Annotated in this window: 17 protein-coding genes and 1 tRNA gene; 9 read left to right on the top strand and 9 right to left on the bottom strand. The window is 71.5% G+C overall.

Annotation, left to right across the window (positions count from 1 at the left end; translation table 11 throughout):
• Positions 1-274: 274 nt before the first annotated feature.
• On the bottom strand, positions 275-1,399 hold the full coding sequence (locus ACE101_RS06170; RefSeq protein ID WP_379126849.1) for a patatin-like phospholipase family protein: 1,125 nt from the start codon (positions 1,397-1,399) through the stop codon (positions 275-277).
• A 252-nt stretch (positions 1,400-1,651) separates the two neighbouring features.
• Here ACE101_RS06170 and ACE101_RS06165 point away from each other — a divergent pair, with 252 nt between their 5' ends.
• Both ACE101_RS06165 and ACE101_RS06160 read left to right on the top strand, forming a co-directional pair.
• Entirely contained in the window at positions 1,652-2,605 is a 954-nt protein-coding gene (locus ACE101_RS06165; RefSeq protein WP_379126847.1) for an acetyl-CoA carboxylase carboxyltransferase subunit alpha, read from the top strand.
• Between the two features lie 385 nt (positions 2,606-2,990).
• Positions 2,991-4,505, top strand: coding sequence for a L,D-transpeptidase family protein (locus ACE101_RS06160; protein ID WP_379126845.1), 1,515 nt, complete (start codon positions 2,991-2,993; stop codon positions 4,503-4,505).
• A gap of 436 nt (positions 4,506-4,941) precedes the next feature.
• Here the strand turns inward: ACE101_RS06160 and ACE101_RS06155 are convergent, their stop codons facing one another.
• The 4 genes from ACE101_RS06155 to ACE101_RS06140 form a co-directional block, all read right to left on the bottom strand.
• Positions 4,942-6,009: a hypothetical protein gene (locus ACE101_RS06155; protein ID WP_379126843.1), complete on the bottom strand. Its 1,068-nt coding sequence runs from the start codon at positions 6,007-6,009 to the stop codon at positions 4,942-4,944.
• 97 nt (positions 6,010-6,106) lie between these two features.
• A complete protein-coding gene (locus ACE101_RS06150; protein ID WP_379126841.1) occupies positions 6,107-7,480 on the bottom strand; it encodes an MBOAT family O-acyltransferase in 1,374 nt (457 codons plus the stop codon).
• 13 nt (positions 7,481-7,493) lie between these two features.
• A complete protein-coding gene (gene gltX, locus ACE101_RS06145; protein ID WP_379126839.1) occupies positions 7,494-8,837 on the bottom strand; it encodes a glutamate--tRNA ligase in 1,344 nt (447 codons plus the stop codon).
• A 354-nt stretch (positions 8,838-9,191) separates the two neighbouring features.
• Positions 9,192-9,266, bottom strand: a tRNA-Thr gene (locus ACE101_RS06140).
• A 252-nt stretch (positions 9,267-9,518) separates the two neighbouring features.
• Between ACE101_RS06140 and ACE101_RS06135 the strand changes: the two genes are divergently transcribed.
• The 4 genes from ACE101_RS06135 to ACE101_RS06120 all read left to right on the top strand — a co-directional run bounded on the left by ACE101_RS06135 (position 9,519) and on the right by ACE101_RS06120 (position 13,742).
• Entirely contained in the window at positions 9,519-10,508 is a 990-nt protein-coding gene (locus tag ACE101_RS06135) for an ABC transporter ATP-binding protein (RefSeq protein WP_379126837.1), read from the top strand.
• Positions 10,509-10,609: 101 nt separating this feature from the next.
• Positions 10,610-11,890 (top strand): ABC transporter substrate-binding protein, encoded by a 1,281-nt coding sequence (locus ACE101_RS06130; protein ID WP_379126835.1) that lies wholly within the window; start codon positions 10,610-10,612, stop codon positions 11,888-11,890.
• Positions 11,887-12,843 carry an ABC transporter permease gene (locus ACE101_RS06125; protein WP_379126833.1) on the top strand — a complete coding sequence of 319 codons (957 nt, stop codon included), beginning with the start codon at positions 11,887-11,889 and terminating at the stop codon, positions 12,841-12,843. Before ACE101_RS06130 ends, ACE101_RS06125 begins: the two co-directional genes overlap by 4 nt.
• 2 nt (positions 12,844-12,845) lie before the next feature.
• Entirely contained in the window at positions 12,846-13,742 is an 897-nt protein-coding gene (locus ACE101_RS06120) for an ABC transporter permease (protein WP_379126831.1), read from the top strand.
• 214 nt (positions 13,743-13,956) lie between these two features.
• On the opposite strand, the gene ACE101_RS06115 is transcribed toward ACE101_RS06120, so the two are convergent.
• Positions 13,957-15,645 (bottom strand): methyl-accepting chemotaxis protein, encoded by a 1,689-nt coding sequence (locus ACE101_RS06115; protein WP_379126829.1) that lies wholly within the window; start codon positions 15,643-15,645, stop codon positions 13,957-13,959.
• A gap of 275 nt (positions 15,646-15,920) precedes the next feature.
• On the opposite strand from ACE101_RS06115, the gene ACE101_RS06110 reads away from it, so the two are divergent.
• Together ACE101_RS06110 and ACE101_RS06105 are read left to right on the top strand one after the other, a co-directional pair.
• On the top strand, positions 15,921-16,763 hold the full coding sequence (locus tag ACE101_RS06110; RefSeq protein ID WP_379126827.1) for an SDR family NAD(P)-dependent oxidoreductase: 843 nt from the start codon (positions 15,921-15,923) through the stop codon (positions 16,761-16,763).
• Positions 16,760-17,545: a 2-keto-4-pentenoate hydratase gene (locus tag ACE101_RS06105; RefSeq protein WP_379126825.1), complete on the top strand. Its 786-nt coding sequence runs from the start codon at positions 16,760-16,762 to the stop codon at positions 17,543-17,545. Before ACE101_RS06110 ends, ACE101_RS06105 begins: the two co-directional genes overlap by 4 nt.
• Before the next feature lie 18 nt (positions 17,546-17,563).
• Here ACE101_RS06105 and ACE101_RS06100 read toward each other — a convergent pair whose 3' ends face one another.
• The 3 genes from ACE101_RS06100 to ubiG form a co-directional block, all read right to left on the bottom strand.
• A complete protein-coding gene (locus ACE101_RS06100; protein WP_379126823.1) occupies positions 17,564-17,842 on the bottom strand; it encodes a hypothetical protein in 279 nt (92 codons plus the stop codon).
• A gap of 150 nt (positions 17,843-17,992) precedes the next feature.
• Positions 17,993-19,363 carry a TAXI family TRAP transporter solute-binding subunit gene (locus tag ACE101_RS06095; RefSeq protein ID WP_379126822.1) on the bottom strand — a complete coding sequence of 457 codons (1,371 nt, stop codon included), beginning with the start codon at positions 19,361-19,363 and terminating at the stop codon, positions 17,993-17,995.
• 275 nt (positions 19,364-19,638) lie between these two features.
• On the bottom strand, positions 19,639-20,388 hold the full coding sequence (gene ubiG, locus ACE101_RS06090) for a bifunctional 2-polyprenyl-6-hydroxyphenol methylase/3-demethylubiquinol 3-O-methyltransferase UbiG (protein WP_379126820.1): 750 nt from the start codon (positions 20,386-20,388) through the stop codon (positions 19,639-19,641).
• Positions 20,389-20,608: 220 nt separating this feature from the next.
• Between ubiG and ACE101_RS06085 the strand changes: the two genes are divergently transcribed.
• Complete coding sequence (locus ACE101_RS06085) at positions 20,609-21,844, top strand: aspartate kinase (protein ID WP_379126818.1); 1,236 nt, start codon at positions 20,609-20,611, stop codon at positions 21,842-21,844.
• The last annotated feature ends 66 nt before the right edge of the window (positions 21,845-21,910 follow it).

The raw sequence follows: 21,910 nt of genomic DNA, 5'->3' as shown, positions 1-21,910 counted from the left end.
TCGCGCGGCGCGGGGGCGGGGGCAGGCCCGGTCCGGCGGCCGCGATCCCCTCGACGGTGCCGCCGAGGATCGCTGGTGAGGCACCGGCATCCGCGCGCAGCGGTGCGGTTCGGGCCTCCGGCTTCTGATCCAGGCCCGGCGGGCGGGCCTTCCCCGCGCCAGCCGGACACGGCTCCCCGCCACATTGGCGTGGAGGCCGATCGGGATCTTGGACGTTTCCTTCATCGCCGGAACGGCCGCCCTCCCGCCCGGCGGGGGCCGTATCCCGTGGTTCTCAGTCCCGCGCGTCCCGGGTCAGGTCGAACACCGCCACGCCCTGGTCGGGCCGGCAACGCGCCAGCCAGTCGCGGTGCCGGAACGAGCGGCGCACGTCGCTGCGGCCGGCGGCCCAGTGCTCCAGCATCGTCTGGCGCGAGAACTCGTAATCCTTCGCGTTCCCCTCGTAGGTCTTGCGCCGGTAGATCAGCTGGAGGATCGACACGGTGTTCTCGTGGCTGACCTCCAGCAGGAAGGCGACGTCCGGATCCTGCCGCAGCTCCGGCGGCAGCTTCTCGGCGAGGCGGCGGAACGCGGTCTTGGCCTTGCGGATCTCCATCTGGTCGTCGGTGTTCATCCGCGTGCGGCTGGAATAGCGGATGTCCTTCTCGCGCTCGGCCGCCTCGGAGAGGGTACGGGGCATCGGCCCCCGGGCGCTGAACAGGTCGACCTGGAAGATCATCAGATCGCGGCGGCGCTCGTTGTCGAGGACGTGCTGGAGAGGCGTGTTCGAGACGAGGCCGCCGTCCCAGTAATGCTCGCCGTCGATCTCCACCGGCGGGAAGCCCGGCGGCAGGGCGCCCGAGGCCATGATGTGCTCGGGGCCGATCACGTCCCGGTGATTGTCGAAATAGGTGAAGTTGCCGGTGCGGATGTTGACGGCGCCGATGCTGAGCCGGGTCTCGCGCCGGTTGATCCGGTCGAAATCGACGAGGTCGAGCAGGGTGCGGCGCAGCAGGCCGGTGTCGTAGTAGCTCAGCGCCTCCGGGGCGCCGGGCGGGAACATGTAGGGCGGGGGCACCCGCGGCAGGAAGAAGCCCGCGACGCCGAAGGTGGCGCCGAAATTGGCGCTCACCTCGTTGAAGACGCTGCGGGCCTGCTCGCCGGGCCACCAGGGGCTGACCTGGAATCCGGAGGTCACCTGATCCCAGAAGGCGTGGAGCTGCTCGATCCGGCGCTCGGGCGGGTTTCCCGCGACGATCGCGGCGTTGATGGCGCCGATGGAGATGCCCGCGACCCAGTCGGGCGCGACACCGCCCTCCTGCATCGCCTCGACGACGCCCGCCTGATAGGAGCCGAGGGCGCCGCCGCCCTGGAGCACCAGGACGTGGCACTCACCCTGATCGCCCGAGAGCGCCGTCATCGGTCTCATCTCCGCCACGCTTGTCCTGTTGCCCGCAAAGATGTCGCGTCGGTGACGGAGGGCAAGCCTCTGACGGCTTTGCAGCGCACGCGGGTTGACAGCGCCCGGCCGCTCCGCCAAGCGTCCGCCGCCCGTGGCCGGCGCCCTCCGCCGGTCCGACGCGGCCTTCTGACCCGGTCCGCGCCCTGCGGGCCGTCCGCCCCCACGAAGCCCGGCCCCGCGCCCTCGGCGGACCGACCAGCACGGGATGCGATGCGCTCCTATCTCGACTTCGAAAAACCCGTCGCCGAACTCGAAGCCAAGCTCGAGGAGCTGCGCGCCCTCGGCGATCGGGACGGCGCGGTCGCGATCAGCGAGGACGTCTCGCGGCTCGAGAGCAAGGCGGCGGCGGCCCTCGCGGAACTCTACGCGACGCTGAGCCCCTGGCAGAAGACCCAGGTCGCCCGGCATCCCCAGCGCCCGCACTTCGTCGATTACTGCGCGGAGCTGATCGAGGAATTCACGCCGCTCGCCGGCGACCGCAGCTACGGCGAGGACGAGGCGGTGGTCGGCGGCTTCGGGCGCTTCCGCGGCCGGCCGGTCTGCGTCATCGGCCAGGAGAAGGGCGCGACCACCGAGGCGCGCATCCGGCACAATTTCGGCATGGCCCGCCCGGAGGGCTACCGCAAGGCCGTCCGCCTGATGGACCTCGCGGACCGTTTTGGCCTGCCCGTGCTGACCTTCGTCGACACCGCCGGGGCCTATCCGGGCATCGAGGCGGAGGAGCGGGGGCAGGCGGAGGCCATCGCCCGCTCGACCGAGGCCTGCCTCGCCCTCGGTACTCCGAACGTGGCCCTGGTGATCGGGGAAGGCGGCTCGGGCGGCGCCATCGCGCTCGCCACGGCCAACCGGGTTCTGATGCTCGAACACGCGATCTACAGCGTGATCTCCCCCGAGGGCGCCGCCTCGATCCTGTGGCGCGACGCCGGCCGCGCCCAGGACGCCGCCACCGCGATGAAGATCACCGCGCAGGACCTGCTGCGGCTCGGCGTCATCGACGGCATCGTGCCCGAGCCGACCGGCGGCGCGCATCGCGACCCGGCCGCCTCGATCCGGGCCGCCGGTGACGCCATCGCCGACGCGCTCAAGGGACTCGCGAATCTCGACGCCGAGGGCCTGCGCGAGCAGCGGGCCCAGAAATTCCTGGAGATCGGCCGCAAGCTCTGACGCCGGAGGTCCGCGGCATTCCGCCGCGGATCCCGGGCCGGCACTGCCGGTGCCGGCAAGTCGAGGCCGGCAAATCGAGGCCGGCCATCGGCATTCGCGATGGACGCGGCTCGACCTGGCCCGGCGCCCTCTCGACTTCCCCGTGATCCACAGCCACCGGTCGTCGCCCGGCCTTCGTTTTGCCGAAGACGCGGCCGAAGCCTTGCCCACCGATCCCACCGCCGCCGCGGAGCGGCCGCACCGCACGGTGCCGGATAACCTTGGACGGACCGCGCCGGCGCTGCTTGCGGTAAGGTCCGGTCAAGCTTAACGAAGCTATGGGGTTGGGCGAGGTGGTCCTGAAGCCGCATGGTGCTTCAGGCATTTGTCGAGAACGGGGAGCCCCATGGCGAAGCGTCCGGTGCTGGCGGCGGCAAGCGGTCTCCTGCTCGCGCTCTCTCTGGCCGCGTGCCAGGACGGCGGCTTGGCGGGCGGCGGCGGCTCGACCCGGCACCTGCAGCCGATCCCCCAGAAGACCGTGGCGCTGATGTCCACCAAGGGGATGTCGCCGGGCGATCCGATCCTCATCCGGGCCTACAAGAAGGAATCCGAGATGGAGGTCTGGAAGCGCGGCAGCGACGGCCGCTACGCGCTTCTGAAGACCTTCCCGATCTGCCGCTGGTCCGGCCAGCTGGGCCCGAAGGTCCGCGAGGGCGACCGGCAGGCGCCCGAGGGCTTCTACGCCATCACGCCGGGCCTGATGAACCCGAACTCGTCGTACTATCTCTCGTTCGACACAGGGTTTCCGAACGCCTTCGACCGCGCGAACGGCCGCACCGGCCGCTACCTGATGGTGCATGGAACCTGCTCCTCGGCCGGCTGCTTCGCCATGACCGACGAGGCCATCGCGGAGATCTACGCCATCGCCCGCGAGGCGTTCTCGGGCGGGCAGCGCGCGTTCCAGTTCCAGTCCTACCCGTTCCGGATGACGGCGCAGAACATCGCCAAGTACCGGAACGACCCGAACATGCCGTTCTGGAAGAACCTGAAGGAAGGCTCCGATTATTTCGAGGCCCTGCACGACGAGCCGAAGGTCGGGGTGTGCGGGACGCGCTACGTGTTCGGCGGCTCGGACGCGGCGGCGGGCTCGTGCAGCCCGCGGGTCGATCCGCTGGTCGCGGAGAAGCGCAGCAAGGACGAGCACGAGGTCGCCGAGCTGATCGGCAAGGGCACGCCGGCCGTGCGGGTGGTCTATCAGGACGGCGGGCAGCACCCGTTCTTCCGCGAGACGGCGCCGAGCACCCAGCTCTTCGCCGAGCAGCAGACCCGCCGGCCCGATCTCGGCATCGTGAGCCGCCCCGAAGCCATCGCGGCGGGCCCGGAAGAGGTTCCGGTCGATGCCAAGGGCCGGCCGATCCTCGTCGCCGACGCGAAGGCGCCGGAGGCCAAGCCGGCAGATGGCAAATCGTCGGATCCGAGAAGCGCGCGCAAGGGGGCGGCCGCCAAGCCCACCGCGCTCGCCTACGCCACCCCCGCCGTCACGCCGGCGCCGATCCCGACGAAGGAGGCCGCCCAGTCCCTGGCGCCGCAGCCGGCCGCGCCGGTGACCGTCGCGAGCGCCGAAGACGATCCCGCCGCCTACCGCAAGCTCCTCGGCAACCTGTTCGGCAATTCCGCCCCCCCGACCGCGCCGGCTGCCCTCCCGCCCCCGGCCGAGCCCGAAACCGTGGCGTCCGCGCCGAAGAAGGTCGCGGCTCATCCGCACCCGGCGAAGGCCGCGGATCCGCGCAAGGCCGCCGATGGGCACAAGCCCGCGGAGAAGGACGCCCACAAGCCGGCCGCCTCCGACAAGGCACCGGACGCCGCGGCCAAGCGGGCGACACTGCCGTCCGCCCCGCGCGTGGCCGGCGTCGCGAACTGAGGGGGGAGCCGCTCGTCGGCCGGGACCATCCGGCATCCTGCTCGGGATACCGGGCCGGCGCGCCGAGCCTGTTTGGCGGCTCCCGGCACTCGCACCTCAGGATGAGGGCCAGGGCGGGAGAGAGGCACGGTCGATCAAGCAGGCGCTCCGCGGAAGAGCGGCGATCGAGAACCCGGCCGCGGCTGATGTGAAGCCAGCTCCCGTCCGGGCCCGAAGGCCGGAACGGGGAGGGCGATCGCCTGCTCACCGGCGGATCGCCTCCGATGCACCGCGTGGGATCCGCGGCCCCCTCCGAGAGCGTCGCCCGATTCCGACGCTCGCCCGAAACCCGTCATACGGTTTCCGGATGATCGCTTCGCGATGCGGAAACCGGCCTCGCTCAGGCGCCGCGCGGGCTCGTGATACGGTTTCCGAAAGTGATCTTCCGGAAACCGTATCACTCCCGCGGGCCCTCCGGCCGCAGCGCCCCGAGGGCCGCCACGATCTCCGCCTCCACCTGCCGGGCGATCGGCTGGCGATAATGCGTCGGATCGAAGAAGGCCGCCGGATCGGCGAGTTGCGGCCGATCACCGGACCAGTCGATCACGCGATGCCGGGGGTGAACGGCCAGGGCCGTGCGGATTGCCGCCCGGCATGCCGCCGCAGCGGCGGCTCGGGGCGTGCCGGGAATGGGCTGGGCCGGGGCGTAGATGGGCGGGAAGACGGCGATCAGCGCCGTCTCCGGGGGGAGCCCGGCCGCGAAGGCCCGCAGGCGCTCGGCGGCCGGGAAGGCGGGTCCGGCGAAGCCTGGATCCGGCTCGGCCGGAGGCCGCCGCCCGCGGGCCGCCACCCGGGCCGGATCGCTCGGATCGCCTTGCCGCAGATAGTCCGGCTCGTAGTCCCAGTAGCCGTCCGGGCGGGCGCGGCGGGCATTCGGGCGCAAGGACCAGCGGATCCGGGTCACGACCTCGGCGGCGACCCGCGACTGGACCAGCCCGCGCAGGTAGTCCGGCCAGTCGGAGGCGAGCAGCCAGAACGGGAACGGCTTCGAGGGCGGGAGCGCCGGGTCGTCCCCGCACCAGAACGCGTCCGGGGCGAGCACCAGCGCCTGCGGGTTCGGGTGGTGGCGCAGGAAATAGGCCGCCAGGGTCAGCTGCTCGCCGGGGCCGGTGGCCGGCACCGCGAGCTGGACGAAGGGGATGCCGGTCTGCGCGCGCAGGCGCTCGGGCGTGATGAGCTGGATATGCGAGTTGCCGATGATGGCGGCCGTGAAGGCGGGATCGCGCCCCCGGCTCGCCGAGGCGGTGCGCGGCCCCTGCGGACGAACGCCCTCGCGATTCAGGAGACGCGGCCGCCCGGTGTCGTAGGGATCGACCGCGAGGGCGAGGGCGAGGTAGCCGGCCAGCAGCGCGACGGTGCCGCCGACGAGCAGCACGCAGAAGCGCCGCCACGCCGGCGCCGCGCCGCGCCCCTCGGCGACGGGTTCCGGCGCGGCCGGCGCGATCACGGAATCGGCCGTTCTCACGCCGAGACCGGGCTCGTCGCGGTCACGCTCGACCGCTCCGCGCGACCTTGATCCCCGTGCAACCGTCTCTCTCCTTCATGGCGGCCGGACGCCGCGCTCAGAACTGGAAGTAGATGAACTCGTAATTCGCGTCGTCGCCGATGCGCAGGAGCGCCGCGACGAACAGCACCGCGAAGGCCACCGCGAGGGCGGGCTTGGGCTGCAGACGGTGGATGGCCGCCCAGGCGGTCGGCCCGGCGAGCGCCACCAGCACCGCGGGCAGGAAGGCGCGCCACTTGAAGCCGTGCCCCACGGGCGCGAAGCCGAACAGCCCCTTGAACAGGGTGAGCGCCGCCTCGAAGCTGGTGGCCCGGAACAGGACCCAGGTCAGCATCACGAAGCCGAAGGTCAGCGCCCAGCCCAGCAGCGCCGGCATCGGCAGCCCGGCCCGCCGCCACAGCACCCCGGCGCCGAGCCCGAGGCCGTGGGCGAGCCCCCAGGCGACGAAGGTGAGGCCGGCCCCGTGCCAGAGGCCGCCCAGCGTCATGGTGGCGACGAGGGCCGCGAGCTGCACGGCCAGGCCGTGCCGGTTGCCGCCGAGCGGCACGTAGAGGTAGTCGCGCAGGAAGCGCGACAGGGTCATGTGCCAGCGGCGCCAGAAGTCCTGCAGCGAAGTCGCCCGGTAGGGCACGTCGAAGTTCTGCGGCAGGACGATCCCGAACAGCAGTGCGAGACCGAGCGCCATGTCGGTGTAGCCGGAGAAGTCGAAATAGATCTGGAAGGTGAAAGCGAGAGTGCCCTGCCACGCCTCGATCACGGTGACGGTGTGGCCGAGGCCCGCCGCCTCGAAGACCGGATTGGCGTAGGCCGCGAGGGGATCGCCGAGAAACACCTTCTTGGCGAGGCCGATGCCGAGCAGCATCAGGCCGCGGCCGAAGCGCTCGGCGGCGTCCGGGCGCGCATAGGGCCGCTCGTCGAACTGATGCAGGATCTCGCTCCAGCGCACCAGCGGACCGGCGAGCACCTGCGGGAAGAAGGCGATGTAGAGGGCGTAGCGCGTGAGATCCATCGACGGGGCGCGGCCGCGCGCGAGATCCGTCAGGTACATCACGTGGTGGAAGGTGAAGAACGAGATGCCGAGGGGCAGCGCCAGCGAGGGCCGGGCGAGATCGAGGCCCGGCAGGAGGTTCGCGAGATCGGCAAGCAGCCCCGAATACTTGAAGGCGGCAAGCAGCCCGAGATTGGCCACGATGGCGAGCGGGATGAGGAGCGCGGCGCCGCCGCGGATGAACCACCGCGCGACGAGCCAGTTCAGCCCGATCGACAGCGCCAGGAGCGGCAGGAAGCGCCAATCCCACCAGCCGTAGAAGACCAGCGACAGGAGCACGAGGAGCGGCAGCCGCCAAGCCGGCCGGAAGCGCTCCACCAGGGCGTGGAGCACGAGGGCGAGCGGCAGGAAGCCGAGGAGGAACGGGAAGGAGTTGAAGAGCATCGGGCCCGAACGATCAGGCGGCCTCGCCGCGCAGCCGTCGCAGCGCACGCTCGCGCCCGATCAGCGGCAGCAGCCCGGAAAGATCCGGCCCGTGGTCGAGGCCGGTGAGCGAGAGCCGCAGGGGCAGGAACAACGCCTTGCCCTTCAGGCCGGTCCGCGCCTTCACGGCCTCGCCCCAGGCCTTCCAGGTGCCCGCATCCCACGGTTCCGCCGGGAGAAGCTCGGCGGCCTGCGCCGCGAAGCCCGGCTCGGCGATGGCGGGGGTGACCGGCCCGGCCACCACGGTCCACCACGCCGCCGCATCGGCGAGCTTCGTCAGGTTGGCCCGCACCGCCAGCCAGAACGCCTCGGCCGCGGCGGCCGGGATGCCGAGCTGCGCCAGCCGCGGCGCCGCCACGGCCGGCGGCATCTCGTGGACGAGGCGGGCGTTGAGCTGGTCGAGATCGTGCGGGTCGAACTTGGCGGGCGCCCGCGAGACGTGGGCGAGATCGAGGAGGCCGGCCAGTTCGTCGAGATCAGCGACGGCCCGCACGGCCTCGGCCGAGCCGGTGAGGACGGCGAGCGAGGCCACGGCGCCGGGCTCGTAGCCGTCCGTCCGCAGCCCGCGCAGGGAGAGATGGCCGAGGCGCTTCGATAGCCCTTCGCCGCTCGCCGTGGTCAGGAGGTTGTGATGCGCGAAGACCGGCACCGGCGCCCCGAGTGCGGCGAAGATCTGGATCTGCACCGCCGTGTTGGTGACGTGATCCTCGCCCCGGATGACGTGGGTGATGCCCATCTCGGCGTCGTCCACGACGGAGGGCAGGGTGTAGAGATAGCTGCCGTCCTCCCGCACCAGCACCGGATCGGAGAGCGATTCGGCCTCGACGTGGCAGGGCCCGCGCACGAGGTCGGTCCAGGTGACGGTGCCGGGATCGAGGCGGAAGCGCCAGTGCGGCCGTCGGCCCTCGGCCTCCAGCGCCGCGCGCTCCGCATCCGTCAGCCGCAGGGCCGCGCGGTCGTAGACCGGCGGCTGGCCGCGCCCGAGCTGTCGGCGGCGGCGACGCTCCAGCTCGTCGGGCGTCTCGTAGGCCGGATAGAGCCGCCCCGAGGCGCGCAGCCGGTCGGCCGCCGCATCGTAGAGCCCGACGCGATCGGATTGCCGCACCGCGCGGTCGGGCGCGATGCCGAGCCAAGCCAGATCCTCGGCAATGGCCGCGGCGAATTCCGGCGTCGAGCGCGCGGTATCGGTGTCGTCGAGGCGCAGCACGAAGGTGCCGCCCTCGCGACGCGCGAACAGCGCATTGAACAGCGCCGTGCGGGCATTGCCGATGTGGAGGAAGCCCGTGGGAGACGGGGCGAAGCGGACGACGGGAGCCATGGCGGGCTTCTACGCATCCGCGCGGCGCCTGTCACAGGGGAGAAATCAATCCGGAGGCCGCGAGGGCTGCCTTCAAGCGATCGCGCACCACGCGCGCATCGGCAGGTGGGGGAGCGACGGGGCTTTCCGGTGCAGTCCCCGATTCGCATAAGCTGTGTTATGGAACAAACATCCATACCCCCAACACCATGGACCGGTCCGGCGGGCTGCAGAGACGCGCGAAGCCGAGGAAGGCAGGGAGACGCTGCCCACGGAATCACCATCCGTGAGGCCCCTCGACACCGAGGCCCGAGCGAAGTCACACCCGAGACCAGCCGGGCGTCCCGATCAATTCGCCGATGGTGAAGAAGTGGATGGTGCCGCTGGGGAGGATTGAACTCCCGACCTCATCATTACCAATGATGCGCTCTACCACTGAGCTACAACGGCAACCTGGTGTCCGGCTCTGGAGTGGAGGCTCCGTCGGGCGCCGCTGCGGCAGCGCCGCCGAACACGGGAGGGGCTTTAGCGGATCGCCGTGGGCTTTGCAATCGCCGTTTTGCGGCGATCGTCGCTGGTGTTGCGGATCCGTCACGCCGCGTGGACACTCTCCGCGTAGCGCCCGGGCCGGGGCGGGCGTCGCTGCCGAGCCGCCCTGCCCTGGCCTGAGCCTTGCCTGCGGGGCGTCCCGAGGGAGTGCGCATGGACATCGAACTCGTCAGCCTGACCAAGCGCTACGGCGACACGCTCGCGGTGGATGCCATCAACCTGAAGATCCGCTCCGGATCCTATTGCTGCCTGCTCGGGCCCTCCGGCTGCGGGAAGACCACGACGCTGCGCATGATCGCCGGGCACGAGACCGTATCGAGCGGCGATGTGGTGATCGGCCCGAAGGCGGTCGGCGACTTGGCCCCCGCCCAGCGCGGCACCGCCATGATGTTCCAGAGCTACGCGCTGTTTCCGCACCTCACCTGCCGCGACAACGTCGCCTTCGGCCTGCGCATGCGCGGAGTGCCCAAGGCCGAGCGCAACCGGCGCGCCGAGGCGATGCTGCAGCTCGTGCAGATGGAGGCGCTCGCCGGCCGCCTGCCGGCGCAGCTCTCCGGCGGGCAGCAGCAGCGCGTGGCTCTCGCCCGCGCCCTCGTCACCGACCCCAAGGTGCTGCTCCTCGACGAGCCGCTCTCCGCCCTCGACCCGTTCCTGCGCGTGCGCATGCGCACCGAACTCAAGCGCATCCAGACCGAACTCGGCATCACCTTCGTCCACGTCACCCACAGCCAGGAGGAGGCGATGGCCCTCTCCGATCTCGTGGTGGTGATGAATGGCGGGCGCGTCGAGCAGGCGGCGGATCCGCGCACGGTGTTCGAGCGGCCGGCCACCGCCTTCGTCGCCCGGTTCATCGGCGGCCACAACGTCATCGCGCTGCCGGAGCGGCGCATCGCCGTGCGGGCCGACCGCATGCTGCTGGGCCCCGAGGCCGGGCCCGAGGCCGTCGCGGCCCGCGTCGTCGCCGTCGAGTACCAGGGGAGCGCGGTGCATCTCGGCCTGGAGGCGCCCGGCCTCGCCGCCGATGCGGCGACCCCGCTCACGGCCATCGTCAGCGACCGCGCCTTCGCCGAGCGTCCGTTCGCCCTCGGCGACACGGTGCGGGTCGGCTGGCAGGCCGGCGAGGCCCACCCGCTCGACGCGTGACGCGCCGCCCCGGAGACCCGCGGCGGGTCTCCGGCCGAACCGATCCGCGCGCCGGCCGCCTCGGGCCGGACGACGACCTTCGCTCAAGGGGAGAGACGACGATGGATACACCGAACGGCAAGGGCCTCACGCGGCGCGGTCTCCTGGCGGGAGCCGGCGCGGCCGGCATGGCCGCCGGAACCGGGGCGATCACGGGCTTTCCAGCGATCATCGCCGCCGAGCCGGTGACCCTGCGCTATCTCGGCACCGCGGTGAACCAGAGCGGCGACATCGCCCGCAAGGTGAAGGAGGATCTCGGTATCACGATCGAGTACATCCCGGTCGTCACCGACGAGGTCTCGAAGCGCGTCGTCACCCAGCCGAACTCCTTCGACATCGTCGATTCGGAGTATTTCAGCCTCAAGAAGCTGATGCCCTCCGGCAACCTCGTCGGCATGGATGCGCGCCGGATCAAGAACGCCGACAAGATCACGCCGGTCTTCACCCGCGGCGAGGTTGCCGGCAAGAGGATCGGCGACCAGGGCACCGCGCCCAAGAAGGTGTTCTACCTCGAAGGCCAGACCTCGACGAAGTTCGCCGCCGCGCCCACCGAGTGGATCACCCTGATCCCGACCACCTACAACGCCGACACGCTCGGCATCCGGCCCGACCTGATCAAGCGGCCGATCACGAGCTGGAAGGAACTGCTCAACCCCGAGTTCAAGGGCAAGGCCTCGATCCTCAACATCCCCTCGATCGGCATCATGGATGCCGCGATGGTGGTGGAGGCGATGGGCGACTACACCTATCCCGACAAGGGCAACATGACGAAGCCCGAGATCGACCGCACCATGAAGGTGCTGATCGAGGCCAAGCGCGCCGGGCAGTTCCGGGCCTTCTGGCAGGATTTCAACGAATCCGTGAACCTGATGGCCTCGGGCGAGACCGTGATCCAGTCGATGTGGTCGCCCGCCGTGGCCAAGGTGCGCTCGCAGGGCGTGCCCTGCACCTACCAGCCGCTCAAGGAGGGCTACCGGGCCTGGGCCTCCGGCTTCGGCCTGCCCAAGACGCTCTCGGGCAGGAAGCTCGATGCGGCCTACGATTTCATCAACTGGTTCCTGTCGGGCTGGGCCGGCGCCTACCTCAACCGCCAGGGCTACTACTCGGCGGTGCTGGAAACCGCCAAGGCCCAGATGGAGCCCTACGAATGGGCCTACTGGATGGAGGGCCAGTCCGCGGCGCAGGACATCAAGGCGCCGGACGGCACCGTGATGGAGAAGGCCGGTGCCGTGCGCGACGGCGGCTCCTTCGAGGCCCGCATGGGCGCCGTGGCCTGCTGGAACTCGGTCATGGACGAGAACACCTACATGGTCCGCAAGTGGAACGAGTTCATCGCCGCATGAGCCCGGCGGCCGAACGCACGATCCCGCTTCCCCGGGAAGCGGCGGCGCCCCGCGCCGTCGCCCCCGGGCTCGCGGCGGAGGGGCGGCGCCAGCGCCACCTCGCCTACCTGCAGGCGGCGCCGCTGGCGCTGGTCTTCCTCGTCTTCTTCGTGGTGCCGCTCGTTCTCACGCTGGTCGTCAGCTTCTGGGAATACAACGAGTACGAGATTATCCCGGCCTTCACCCTGCAGAACTACGCCGACGTGTTCGAGGGCTGCTTCTCCGGCGGGGACCTCTGCACCACGCTGCGGACCTACCTGTCGACCCTGAAATTCTGCCTGCTCACCTGGGGGTTGACGCTCGGGATCGGCTTCACGGTAGCCTATTTCGTGGCCTTCCACGTGCGGTCGAGCGCGATGCAGACGGTGCTGTTCCTCATCTGCACCATCCCGTTCTGGACCTCGAACGTGATCCGGATGATCGCCTGGATCCCGCTGCTCGGCCGCAACGGCCTCGTCAACGACGCGCTGATGTCCCTCGGGATCACCCGGGCGCCAATCGAGGGCCTGCTCTACTCGGATTTCGCGGTCGTGCTGGCCTTCGTGCACCTCTACACGGTGTTCATGATCGTCCCGATCTTCAACTCGATGATGCGCATCGACCGCGCGCTGATCGAGGCGGCGCGGGATGCGGGGGCGACGGGCTGGCAGACGCTCTGGAGCGTGATCGTGCCGCTCACCAAGCCCGGCATCGCCATCGGCTCGATCTTCGTGCTGACGCTGGTGATGGGGGATTTCGTCACGGTCGGCGTCATGGGGGGCCAGCAGATCGCGTCGGTGGGCAAGGTCATCCAAGTGCAGATGTCCTACCTGCAATTCCCGGCCGCCGCCGCCAACGCCGTGGTGCTGCTCTGCGCCGTGACGCTGGTGATCGCCGGCCTCACGCGCCTCATCGACCTGCGGCGGGAGCTCTGACCATGGTCCGCGACGGCCCGCGCCCCCTCGCCTTCTACCTGCTCGCCGGAATCTTCGCCCTCTACGTGCTGTTCCTCTACGGACCGACGCTGACCATCCTGGCGCTCAGCTTCCAGGGCCCGCAGGGCGGCCTCACCTTCCCGATGAACGGCGTCTCGACGCACTGGTTCTCGCGGCTGTGGGCGGGGCTCGGCGTCATCGACATCTGGGCGGCGTTCCGGCGCTCCTTCCTGCTCGGGCTCGTGGTGATGGCCCTCACCGTCACCCTGGCCTTCTTCGCCGGGCTCGCCTTCCGCAAGGGGTTCCGCGGCCAGGGGCTCCTGTTCTACACCGCCGTCGCCAGCCTGATCGTGCCCTCGATCGTGGTCTCGCTCGGCATCGGCCTCGAATTCCGCCTGATCGACGATGCGCTCAAGGCGCTCGCCGCCGCCACCGGCTGGGGCGTCCTGCAGGACCACGGCACCGTGATGGGGCTGTTCACCTCGGCGCTCGGCGCGCACCTGACCTGGACGCTCCCCTTCGGGCTCCTGATCATGTTCGCGGTGTTCAACCGCTTCAACCGCGCCTACGAGGAGGCGGCCCGCGACCTCGGTGCCGATGGTCCGCGCACGCTCCTGCACGTGGTGATCCCGATCATCCTGCCCTCGCTCGTCGGCGTGGCCCTGTTCGGGTTCACCTTGTCCTGGGACGAGCTCGCGCGTACGAGCCAGGCGATCGGCGGGCGCAACACCCTGCCCCTCGAACTCCAGGGCCTCACCACCACGGTGACGACCCCGGAGATCTACGCGCTCGGCACCGTCACCACGGGCGTGTCGCTGGTGGTGATCGCCCTCGCCTTCGGGAGCTATCTGGGGCTGCAACGGCGGCGGGCCCGCCGCGCGCTGCTGCCCGGGGCCTGATCCGGCGGCACGAAGACCTGCCTCCAGCCGCCAGATCGCGAGCGGCGGGCACGGACCGAGACATTTTGCTCATCGCTTGGGCATTCAGACGCCGTGCTGTGCATCGCCGCCCGACTGCCAAGATCCGAGATGCCGCGTTTCGCGCCAGCACCCCGGCCGGGTTCTTCCGCTGGCGAGCCGGGTCCCCTGCCCCTCCGGAGATCCCGGCCCGCTCTCAGGCCGCGCGGACGGTGGCGAGGAACCGCCCCACCTCGCCGCCGAGCCTGTCCGATTCCTGGCGCAGGTCGGAGACGGCGGTGAGGAGATGGCGCGCCGCCGACCCCGCGGTATCGGCAGCGCTCGCCACGCCGGCGATGTTGGCCGTCACCTCGCTCGTGCCCGCGGCGGCCTGCTCGACGTTGCGCACGATCTCCTGGGTCGCCGAGCCCTGCTCCTCCACCGCCGCCGCGATGCCGGCGGCGACGCGGGCCATCTCCTCGATGCGGCCGGAGATGGAGGCGATGGCGGCGACGGCCTGGCTGGTCGAGCCCTGGATGCGGCCGATCTGCGAGCCGATCTCGTCGGTCGCCTTGGCGGTCTGAGTGGCGAGTTCCTTGACCTCGGCCGCCACCACGGCGAAGCCGCGGCCCGCCTCGCCCGCCCGGGCCGCCTCGATGGTCGCGTTCAAGGCCAGCAGGTTGGTCTGCGCCGCGATCGAGGAGATCATCGCGACGACGTCGCCGATCTTGGACGCCGCGTCGCTCAAGGCCTGCACCAGCGCACCCGTCTCGCCGGCCTCGGTCACCGCCGCGCGGGCCAGGGCCGCGGAATTGTCGACCTGCCGGCCGATCTCCTGCACGGAGGCGCTCAGCTCCTCGGTGGCGGCCGCCACGGTGTTCACGTTCGTGGAGGCCTCCTCGGCGGCGGCGGCCGCCGCCGTCGACTGCGCCGCCGTCTCCTGGGCGGTGCCGGCCATACTCTGGGCGGTCTGCTGAAGGTCGATCGCGGCGCGCGTCACCGTGGCGACGACGCCGCTCACGGCCTGCTCGAACCCGTCCGCCATCTCGCGCATGGTCGCGCGGCGCTGCTCCTCGGCACTGGCCCGGGCGAGCGCGGTCTCCGCCTCGAGCGCCCGCGTGCGGATGAGGTTGTCCTTGAAGACCTGCACGGTCGCCGCCATGGCGCCGACCTCGTCGCGCCGGCCGCGCCCGGGCACCTCGGTGGCGGCCTCGCCGTCGGCGAGCGTCCGCATGGCATCGGTCAGGCGGCGCACCGGGCGCGACAGGCTCGCATTCATGGCGAATGCCGTCAGGACCGAGAAGGCCAGGATCAGCGCGAGGCTGCTCTGCGCCACCGTGGTGGTCCATCCCGCCGCCGCATCTGCGGCCTTCGCCCGCTCGGACAGCAGGCGCCGCTCCTCCGCATCGATCTCGCCGGCCAGCTTGCGGACGCGGTCCATGGCGGCCTTGCCGATGCCGGAACTCTCCAGCTTACGCGCCTCACCCTGCGTCTGCGGATCCTGCATCAGCTGGATCTCGCGGGCGGCCACGTTCTGACGCCAGTCCTGCGCGGCCTGGTCGAGCACGGCGAGGCGGCGCGTTTGCGTGGCATTGTCCGAGACGAGCTTGCGGGCCGTCTCGAGGGCCGTCCTGTAAACCACGTCGCCCGCCTCGTACGGGGCCAGGAAGGCGCGGTCGCCCGACAGGAGATAGCCGCGCAGGCCGGTCTCCTGGTCGATCATCGCACCCGTGATCCCGTCGATCTGCTGCAACACCAGGAAGGAATGGTCACGCCAGCGCGATGTCTCTCCGATACTTGAGAGACCGGACACCGTGGCCAGCATTGCGACCAACGATACCGCAGTGATGAGGCACAAGCACAAGATGATCTTGGCATTGATTCGCAGATTGTCGAGGAGCTTCATCGTCTGGTCTCCCAGCGGGACTGCGGAGTGACAGGGGCGTCCGTACACGGCCCGCCGCTTCCGTCGCGGTCGGAATGAAAAAGGCGAAGTGGTTACGCGACGGTAAGCGCGCATGACGCCAGGTCATAATCCTCCGCATCGTGTCGTTGCCGACTCACCCGGGAACCGCGCCGGACCTGCGGCGGGGGGGACCGGCGACCCGATGGCGCGCCGCCGCGAAGCGGCTTAGGATTCGGGCACACGGACCGCGACAAGGTCCGCCGGGGAGGATGCGGGTGACGAGGGGAAACGAAGGCGCTGCGCCGCGCCATGCGGCCGCGCCGAGCGCGCGGCTCGCCGGCAAGGTCGCGCTGGTGTTCGGTGCCGGCTCGGCCGGGCCCGGCTGGAGCAACGGCAAGGCCGTCGCCGTGACCTTCGCGCGGGCGGGGGCCCGCGTCGTCTGCATCGATCGCGATCGGAAGGCGGCCGAGGCCACCGTCGCGTTCATCCACGGGGAGGACGGCTCGGCGACGGCGGCGGCCTGCGACGTCACCGATTCGGAGGCGGTCCGGGCCGTGGTGGAGGAGGCGGTCGCGGCGCACGGGCGCATCGACGTCCTGCACAACAATGTCGGTCACGCCATCATGGGCGGCCCGGTGGAGCTCGACGAGGCGGCGTGGCGGCAGAGCCTCGATCTGAACCTCACCAGCTGCTTCCTGACCTGCAAGCACGTGCTGCCGCATATGCTCGCCCGGCGCTCGGGCAGCATCGTCAACACGTCCTCGGTCGCCGCGGTGCGCTACACCGGCTACCCCTACGCGGCCTATTACGCCGCCAAGGCGGCCGTGAACCACTTCACGGTGGGCCTCGCCCTCCAATACGCCCGGGAGGGCATCCGGGCGAACGCCATCATGCCGGGCATGATGAACACCCCGCTGATCTTCCGGCAGATCGCGGGCCAGTACGCCGATGCCGAGGAGATGGTGCGGGCGCGCGACGCCGCCTGCCCGATGGGCCGGATGGGAACGGCCTGGGACGTGGCCAACGCCGCCCTGTTCCTCGCCTCGGACGAAGCCGCCTACATCACCGGCGTGGCCCTGCCGGTCGATGGCGGGCTGATCGCGAGGGCAGGATCATGAGCACGCATGCCGACGCCGCGGCCCGGCGCCTCTGGCGGCACTGGCAGGAGGGCAGCCGCCTCGCCGCGCTTCCGCCCGGGGAGCGTCCCGCCACGCGGGCGGAGGGCTACGCCATCCAGGCGCGGTTCGAGGCCTTGAGCCGGGCGCCGCTCTTCGGCTGGAAGATCGCCGCCACCAGTGCCGCCGGGCAGGCGCATATCGGGGTGAGCGGGCCGCTGGCCGGCCGGATCCTCGCGGAGCGCGTGCTCGCTCCCGGCGAGACGGTGCCGTTCCGCGGCAACCTGATGCGGGTGGCCGAAGCGGAGATCGCCTTCCGGCTGGGCCGCGACCTGCCCCCGCGCGCCGAGCCCTATCGCCCCGAGGAGGTGCTGGCGGCGGTCGACACGGTGCATCCGGCGATCGAGTTCCCGGATTCGCGCTTCGCGGATTTCGTCACGGCGGGCGAGGCGCAGCTCGTCGCCGACAATGCCTGCGCGCATCTCTTCGTGCTCGGGCCGCCGGCCCGGACGTGGCGCGACCTCGATCTGGCCGGTCTCGCGACCCGTGCCGCGGCGAGCGGCGGCCCGGACCATCCGGGCAGCGGCGCGGCCGTGCTCGGGGATCCCCGCACGGCCCTGGCGTGGCTCGCCAACGAGGTGTCCGGCCTCGGCCTCACGCTCCGGGCCGGACAGATCGTCACCACCGGCACGACCACGGTGCCGCTGCCGATCCGGCCGGACATCACCGTGACGGCCGATCTCGGCCCCATCGGTGCGCTGACGGTCCGGATCGGGCCGGAGTGACGGCGGGCGCCGGCCCGCTCAGCGGTTGTGGCGGTGCCGGTGATGGCGGTGAGAGTGCTGCCGGCCATGCAGCCGCGTGCGGTAGGCGCGCCGGCCCGGATCGATGCCGAGCGCGCCGTTGACGCCGCCCACGGCCCCGCCGACCGCGCCACCCACGATCCCGCCGATCGGACCGGCGACCCGGTCGCCCTCGGCGGCGCCCCGCCGCATCCCGCCCGGGATGCCCTGCGCCTGGGCGCTGCCCGCGGCGACGAGGCTGCCGAGCAGCAGGGAAGCCAGAAGAAGAGAGCGTTTCATCGCGACTATCTCCGAGGTGATCACGTCGCCCTCCCCCGCCATCCGCGCTGCGGACCACCGGAGAGGCGTGTCACGACAACGGCTCCGCTTCCGGAAAGTGCCGGGCGATCCGGAGTTCGGCTCACGAAGCTGGGGATTGTTGCGCGGCGATCACTCCACGGCGCGCAGGGTCGGCTTCGGCGGCCCGCCCGACGCAAGAGCACGCCGCACGGTGGAGCGCGCAGCGTCGATCGCGATGGTGGCCGCCGCCATGGTGCGGGCTTCGGTGGGGCGGCTGAGCGCATAGCGCGCGATGTTGCCGGCGAGGTCGTCGATCTCCGCCGCCATCTCCTCCAGGGCCGCCCGGTCGGCGGTGCGGCGCGCCTCGGAGCGGATGTGGATCAGGCGGCGGATCGCCACCTCGACCCGCTCGCGGCGCAGCCGGGAGAGGCGCTGACGCAGCCAGGCGAGGCCCGAGCCGATGCCGCCGCCCAGGAAGGCGAGCAGGTAGATCCAGGTCTCGTAGCGCTCGATCAGGCTCTGCTGCTCGCGCTCGTAATAGTCGATGGCGCCCGGATGGATCGGCAGGCGCGCGCTCGTGGCCTGTGCGTTGGTGTCGTAGGCCGGCGCCGCGATGGCGTTCGCGGCGGGGACCGTCTCGGCGATCAGGCCGCGCATCTCGAACAGGTGCTGGGTCACCTCGGCGGCGATCGGGCGCGAGAGGGAGGAGCGGGCCATCAGCCGGTAGGAGGTCCCGACCGTGGAGACCGCCTCCGCGGGCGTCTTCGGATTGCCGCCGAACAGCCCCTCGCCCACGCTCACCGCCTGCAGGCGGGGGAAGCGCTCGATGATCGCGCCGCTCTCCTCCACCTCGACGAAGCGCAGCTTGCCCGTGCGGCCGGCATTCTGGAGGATGCGCATGATCCGCGTCGCCGCCGACGTCGTCGGCGTGGTCAGCATCGCGAGGGCGTCGACCCGCTTCTCCGCGAAGGCGCTCGCCAGATCCTGCTCCTCCAGGGGCACCAGCGCCACGCTGCGCGCCGGCAGCGGGCCCGAGACCGGACCGTTCGCGACGGCGAGCCCGTAATGCCCGAGCACCCGCTGCAGGACGGCTTGGTCGGTGGTCCGCTCGGTGAGGAAGGCGAGGCGCTTGCGGGCGAGGTCCGGCACGCCCTTGATCGGGGTGGGCTCGGGGGCGGCGATGATCATCGCCTGCTCGCGCAGGATCGCGAGCGTCAGCCCGTTCGACGGCAGCAGGATGTCGGGCCGCACCACCGCGAGATCGGCTCGGCCCTCCTGAAGGGCGGCGGCGCTCTCGCGCACCCCGTCGAAGGGCAGGATGCGCAGCCGCAGGCCCTTGTGCTCGCCCGCGAGGCCGTCCGCATAGGCGCGGATCAGCGCCGGCTCGGTGCCGCCGCTGGGTGCCACCGCGATGGTGAGCGTCGTCGCGCGGGTGAAATAGCTCGCGAGGGCGGCGGCACCGGCGAGGAGCACCGCCACGACGAGGAAGACCATTTCCCGCCCGAACCGGATGCCCGTCATGGCTCCCGCGCCCTCACGCCCCCGCCCGCTTCGCTCCGGACGGCGCGGCCTTCTCACAAGCGCGCGGAGCGGAATCCGTTCCCGTGCGGCATGGGTGGTTCGGCGCAGCGTGCTCCCGCTCCAACGGCCGTCCAGCGCCGATCCCGTTTCCGGGCCTGCACGACCGGAGCGAGAGTGGGAGGAGGTCCGGGAAAAGGGTTCTGTGGATGGGAGGCCGTCTCGCCCCCCGGGTCACAGCGGAGCGCAGCCGCCCGGCAGTCCGGCGAACCGCCGGCTCAGGCGGCCGGCCGCACCGCCGTGATCATGTAGTTCACCGCCGTGTCGCGGGAGATCGACCAGCGGTCGCCGAGCGGGTGGTAGGCGACCCCGCTCGTATCGGTGACGGCGAGCCCGCCGGCCTCCACCGCCCGGGTGAGTTCGGCGGGCGTGACGAACTTCTCCCAGTCGTGCGTGCCCCTCGGCAGCCAGCGGAGCACGTATTCGGCGCCGACGATCGCCAGGGCGAAGGAGCGCAGGGTCCGGTTGATCGTGGCGGCGAAGAGCAGCCCGCCCGGCTTCACCGCCGTGCAGGCCGTGCGCACGAAGGCGGGCATGTCCACCACGTGCTCCACCACCTCCATGGCAAGCACCACGTCGAAGCGCTCGCCCGCCTCCGCCACCGCCTCGATGGTCTCGCCGCGGTAATCCACCGGCACGCCGGCCTCCGCCGCGTGGGCCCGCGCCACCCGGATGTTGGTGGGTGCGGGGTCGAGGCCGGTGACGGTGGCGCCGAGCCGCGCGAGGGGTTCCGAGAGCACGCCGCCGCCGCAGCCGACATCGACGAGGCTCACCCCCTCCAGGGGGCGGGGCTGGAGCGGGTCGCGGCCGAGATGCCGGCAGACCGCGTCGCGGATGTAGGTCAGGCGCACGGGGTTGAAGCGGTGCAGGACGCGCATCGGCCCCGCCTCGTCCCACCACGTCGCCGCGATGCGCTCGAAGCGGGCGACCTCGTCGCGGTCGATCGAGGGGCCGGTGGTCTCGCTCATCCGCGCTCTCCGCATGCCGTCGCGCCGCGTCAGGTAGCGCATCCGCAACCGGGGGCCAATCCGCTTCGTCCCCCTGCCGCACGGGTCGCCGGGGTCCCTGATCGCCCCCATCCCCATGCCGCGCTGCATTGACACGGTGTCCCCTCGCGTTTACCGGCCCCCGTCATCGCGCGGCGGCCGGCATCGGCCGCCCGCCCCGTTTGAAACCCGTCTCGGTCCCATGCCTCGCCTGGTGATGAAGTTCGGCGGCACGTCCGTCGCCACGGTCGACCGCATCCGCAACGTGGCCCGCCACGTCGCGCGCGAGGTGCGCGCCGGCTACGAGGTCGCGGTCGTGGTCTCGGCCATGTCCGGCAAGACCAACGAGCTCGTGGCCTGGTGCAAGGACGCCTCGCCGCTCTACGCGCAATCCGAGTACGACGCCGTCGTCGCCTCGGGCGAGCAGGTCACGTCCGGCCTCCTCGCCATCGTGCTCACCGAGATGGGCATCAAGGCCCGCTCCTGGCAGGGCTGGCAGATCCCGATCGAGACCTCCGACCAGCACGGCTCGGCCCGCATCGCCCGGATCGACGGCGCGCGCCTCGATGCCGGCTTCGCGCGGGGCGAGGTGGCGGTGATCGCCGGCTTCCAGGGCATCCACCCGGAGACCGGCCGCGTCACCACCCTCGGGCGCGGCGGCTCGGATACCAGCGCGGTCGCGATCGCCGCGGCGATCGGCGCGGAGCGCTGCGACATCTACACCGACGTCGACGGCGTCTACACCACCGATCCCCGGATCGTGCCGAAGGCGCGGCGGCTGGAGCGGGTCGCCTTCGAGGAGATGCTGGAGATGGCCTCCCTCGGCGCCAAGGTGCTGCAGGTGCGGTCCGTCGAGCTCGCCATGGTGCACCGGGTGCCGACCACCGTCCGCTCCTCCTTCGACGACCCCGACGACGCCCGGCCCGGCACCCTCATCTGCGACGAGGACGACATCGTGGAACAGCAGATCATCACGGGCATCGCCTTCTCCAAGGACGAGGCCCAGATCACGCTCCGCCGGGTGAAGGACAAGCCCGGCATCGCCGCCGCCATCTTCGGCCCCCTGGCCGATGCCAACATCAACGTCGATATGATCATCCAGGTCGTGTCGGGCGACGGCGCGACCACCGACCTGACCTTCACGGTGCCGGCGAGCGACTACGAGCGCGCCCGCTCGATCCTCGACGCCCAGTCCGGCGCGATCGAGTTCGAGCGCATCGAGGGCGCCACGGACGTGGTGAAGGTCTCGGCGATCGGCATCGGCATGCGCAGCCACGCGGGCGTGGCCGCCAAGGCCTTCCGCGCGCTCGCCGACAAGGGCATCAACATCCGGGCGATCACCACCTCGGAGATCAAGTTCTCGGTGCTGATCGACGCGGCCTACACCGAACTCGCCGTGCGCACCCTGCACGCGCTCTACGGCCTCGACCGGGCCTGATTTTACGACTTTGGCCCGACCCCGGGCCATCGCGGGTCCGCAGCGCTTGCCCGGCGGGCGCCGGAC

The organism is Methylobacterium carpenticola (assembly GCF_042748905.1).
Classification (GTDB): domain Bacteria; phylum Pseudomonadota; class Alphaproteobacteria; order Rhizobiales; family Beijerinckiaceae; genus Methylobacterium; species Methylobacterium carpenticola.
This window is presented reverse-complemented; position numbering and strand designations above follow the sequence as displayed.

Bases quoted from the DNA above. Each gene is read 5' to 3' on its own strand.
- ACE101_RS06170 (WP_379126849.1), bottom strand. From the start codon at position 1,399: ATGACGGCGCTCTCGGGCGATCAGGGTGAGTGCCACGTCCTGGTGCTC.
- ACE101_RS06165 (WP_379126847.1), top strand. From the start codon at position 1,652: ATGCGCTCCTATCTCGACTTCGAAAAACCCGTCGCCGAACTCGAAGCC.
- ACE101_RS06160 (WP_379126845.1), top strand. From the start codon at position 2,991: ATGGCGAAGCGTCCGGTGCTGGCGGCGGCAAGCGGTCTCCTGCTCGCG.
- ACE101_RS06150 (WP_379126841.1), bottom strand. From the start codon at position 7,480: ATGCTCTTCAACTCCTTCCCGTTCCTCCTCGGCTTCCTGCCGCTCGCC.
- gltX (WP_379126839.1), bottom strand. From the start codon at position 8,837: ATGGCTCCCGTCGTCCGCTTCGCCCCGTCTCCCACGGGCTTCCTCCAC.
- ACE101_RS06135 (WP_379126837.1), top strand. From the start codon at position 9,519: ATGGACATCGAACTCGTCAGCCTGACCAAGCGCTACGGCGACACGCTC.
- ACE101_RS06130 (WP_379126835.1), top strand. From the start codon at position 10,610: ATGGATACACCGAACGGCAAGGGCCTCACGCGGCGCGGTCTCCTGGCG.
- ACE101_RS06125 (WP_379126833.1), top strand. From the start codon at position 11,887: ATGAGCCCGGCGGCCGAACGCACGATCCCGCTTCCCCGGGAAGCGGCG.
- ACE101_RS06120 (WP_379126831.1), top strand. From the start codon at position 12,846: ATGGTCCGCGACGGCCCGCGCCCCCTCGCCTTCTACCTGCTCGCCGGA.
- ACE101_RS06115 (WP_379126829.1), bottom strand. From the start codon at position 15,645: ATGAAGCTCCTCGACAATCTGCGAATCAATGCCAAGATCATCTTGTGC.
- ACE101_RS06105 (WP_379126825.1), top strand. From the start codon at position 16,760: ATGAGCACGCATGCCGACGCCGCGGCCCGGCGCCTCTGGCGGCACTGG.
- ACE101_RS06100 (WP_379126823.1), bottom strand. From the start codon at position 17,842: ATGAAACGCTCTCTTCTTCTGGCTTCCCTGCTGCTCGGCAGCCTCGTC.
- ACE101_RS06095 (WP_379126822.1), bottom strand. From the start codon at position 19,363: ATGACGGGCATCCGGTTCGGGCGGGAAATGGTCTTCCTCGTCGTGGCG.
- ubiG (WP_379126820.1), bottom strand. From the start codon at position 20,388: ATGAGCGAGACCACCGGCCCCTCGATCGACCGCGACGAGGTCGCCCGC.
- ACE101_RS06085 (WP_379126818.1), top strand. From the start codon at position 20,609: ATGCCTCGCCTGGTGATGAAGTTCGGCGGCACGTCCGTCGCCACGGTC.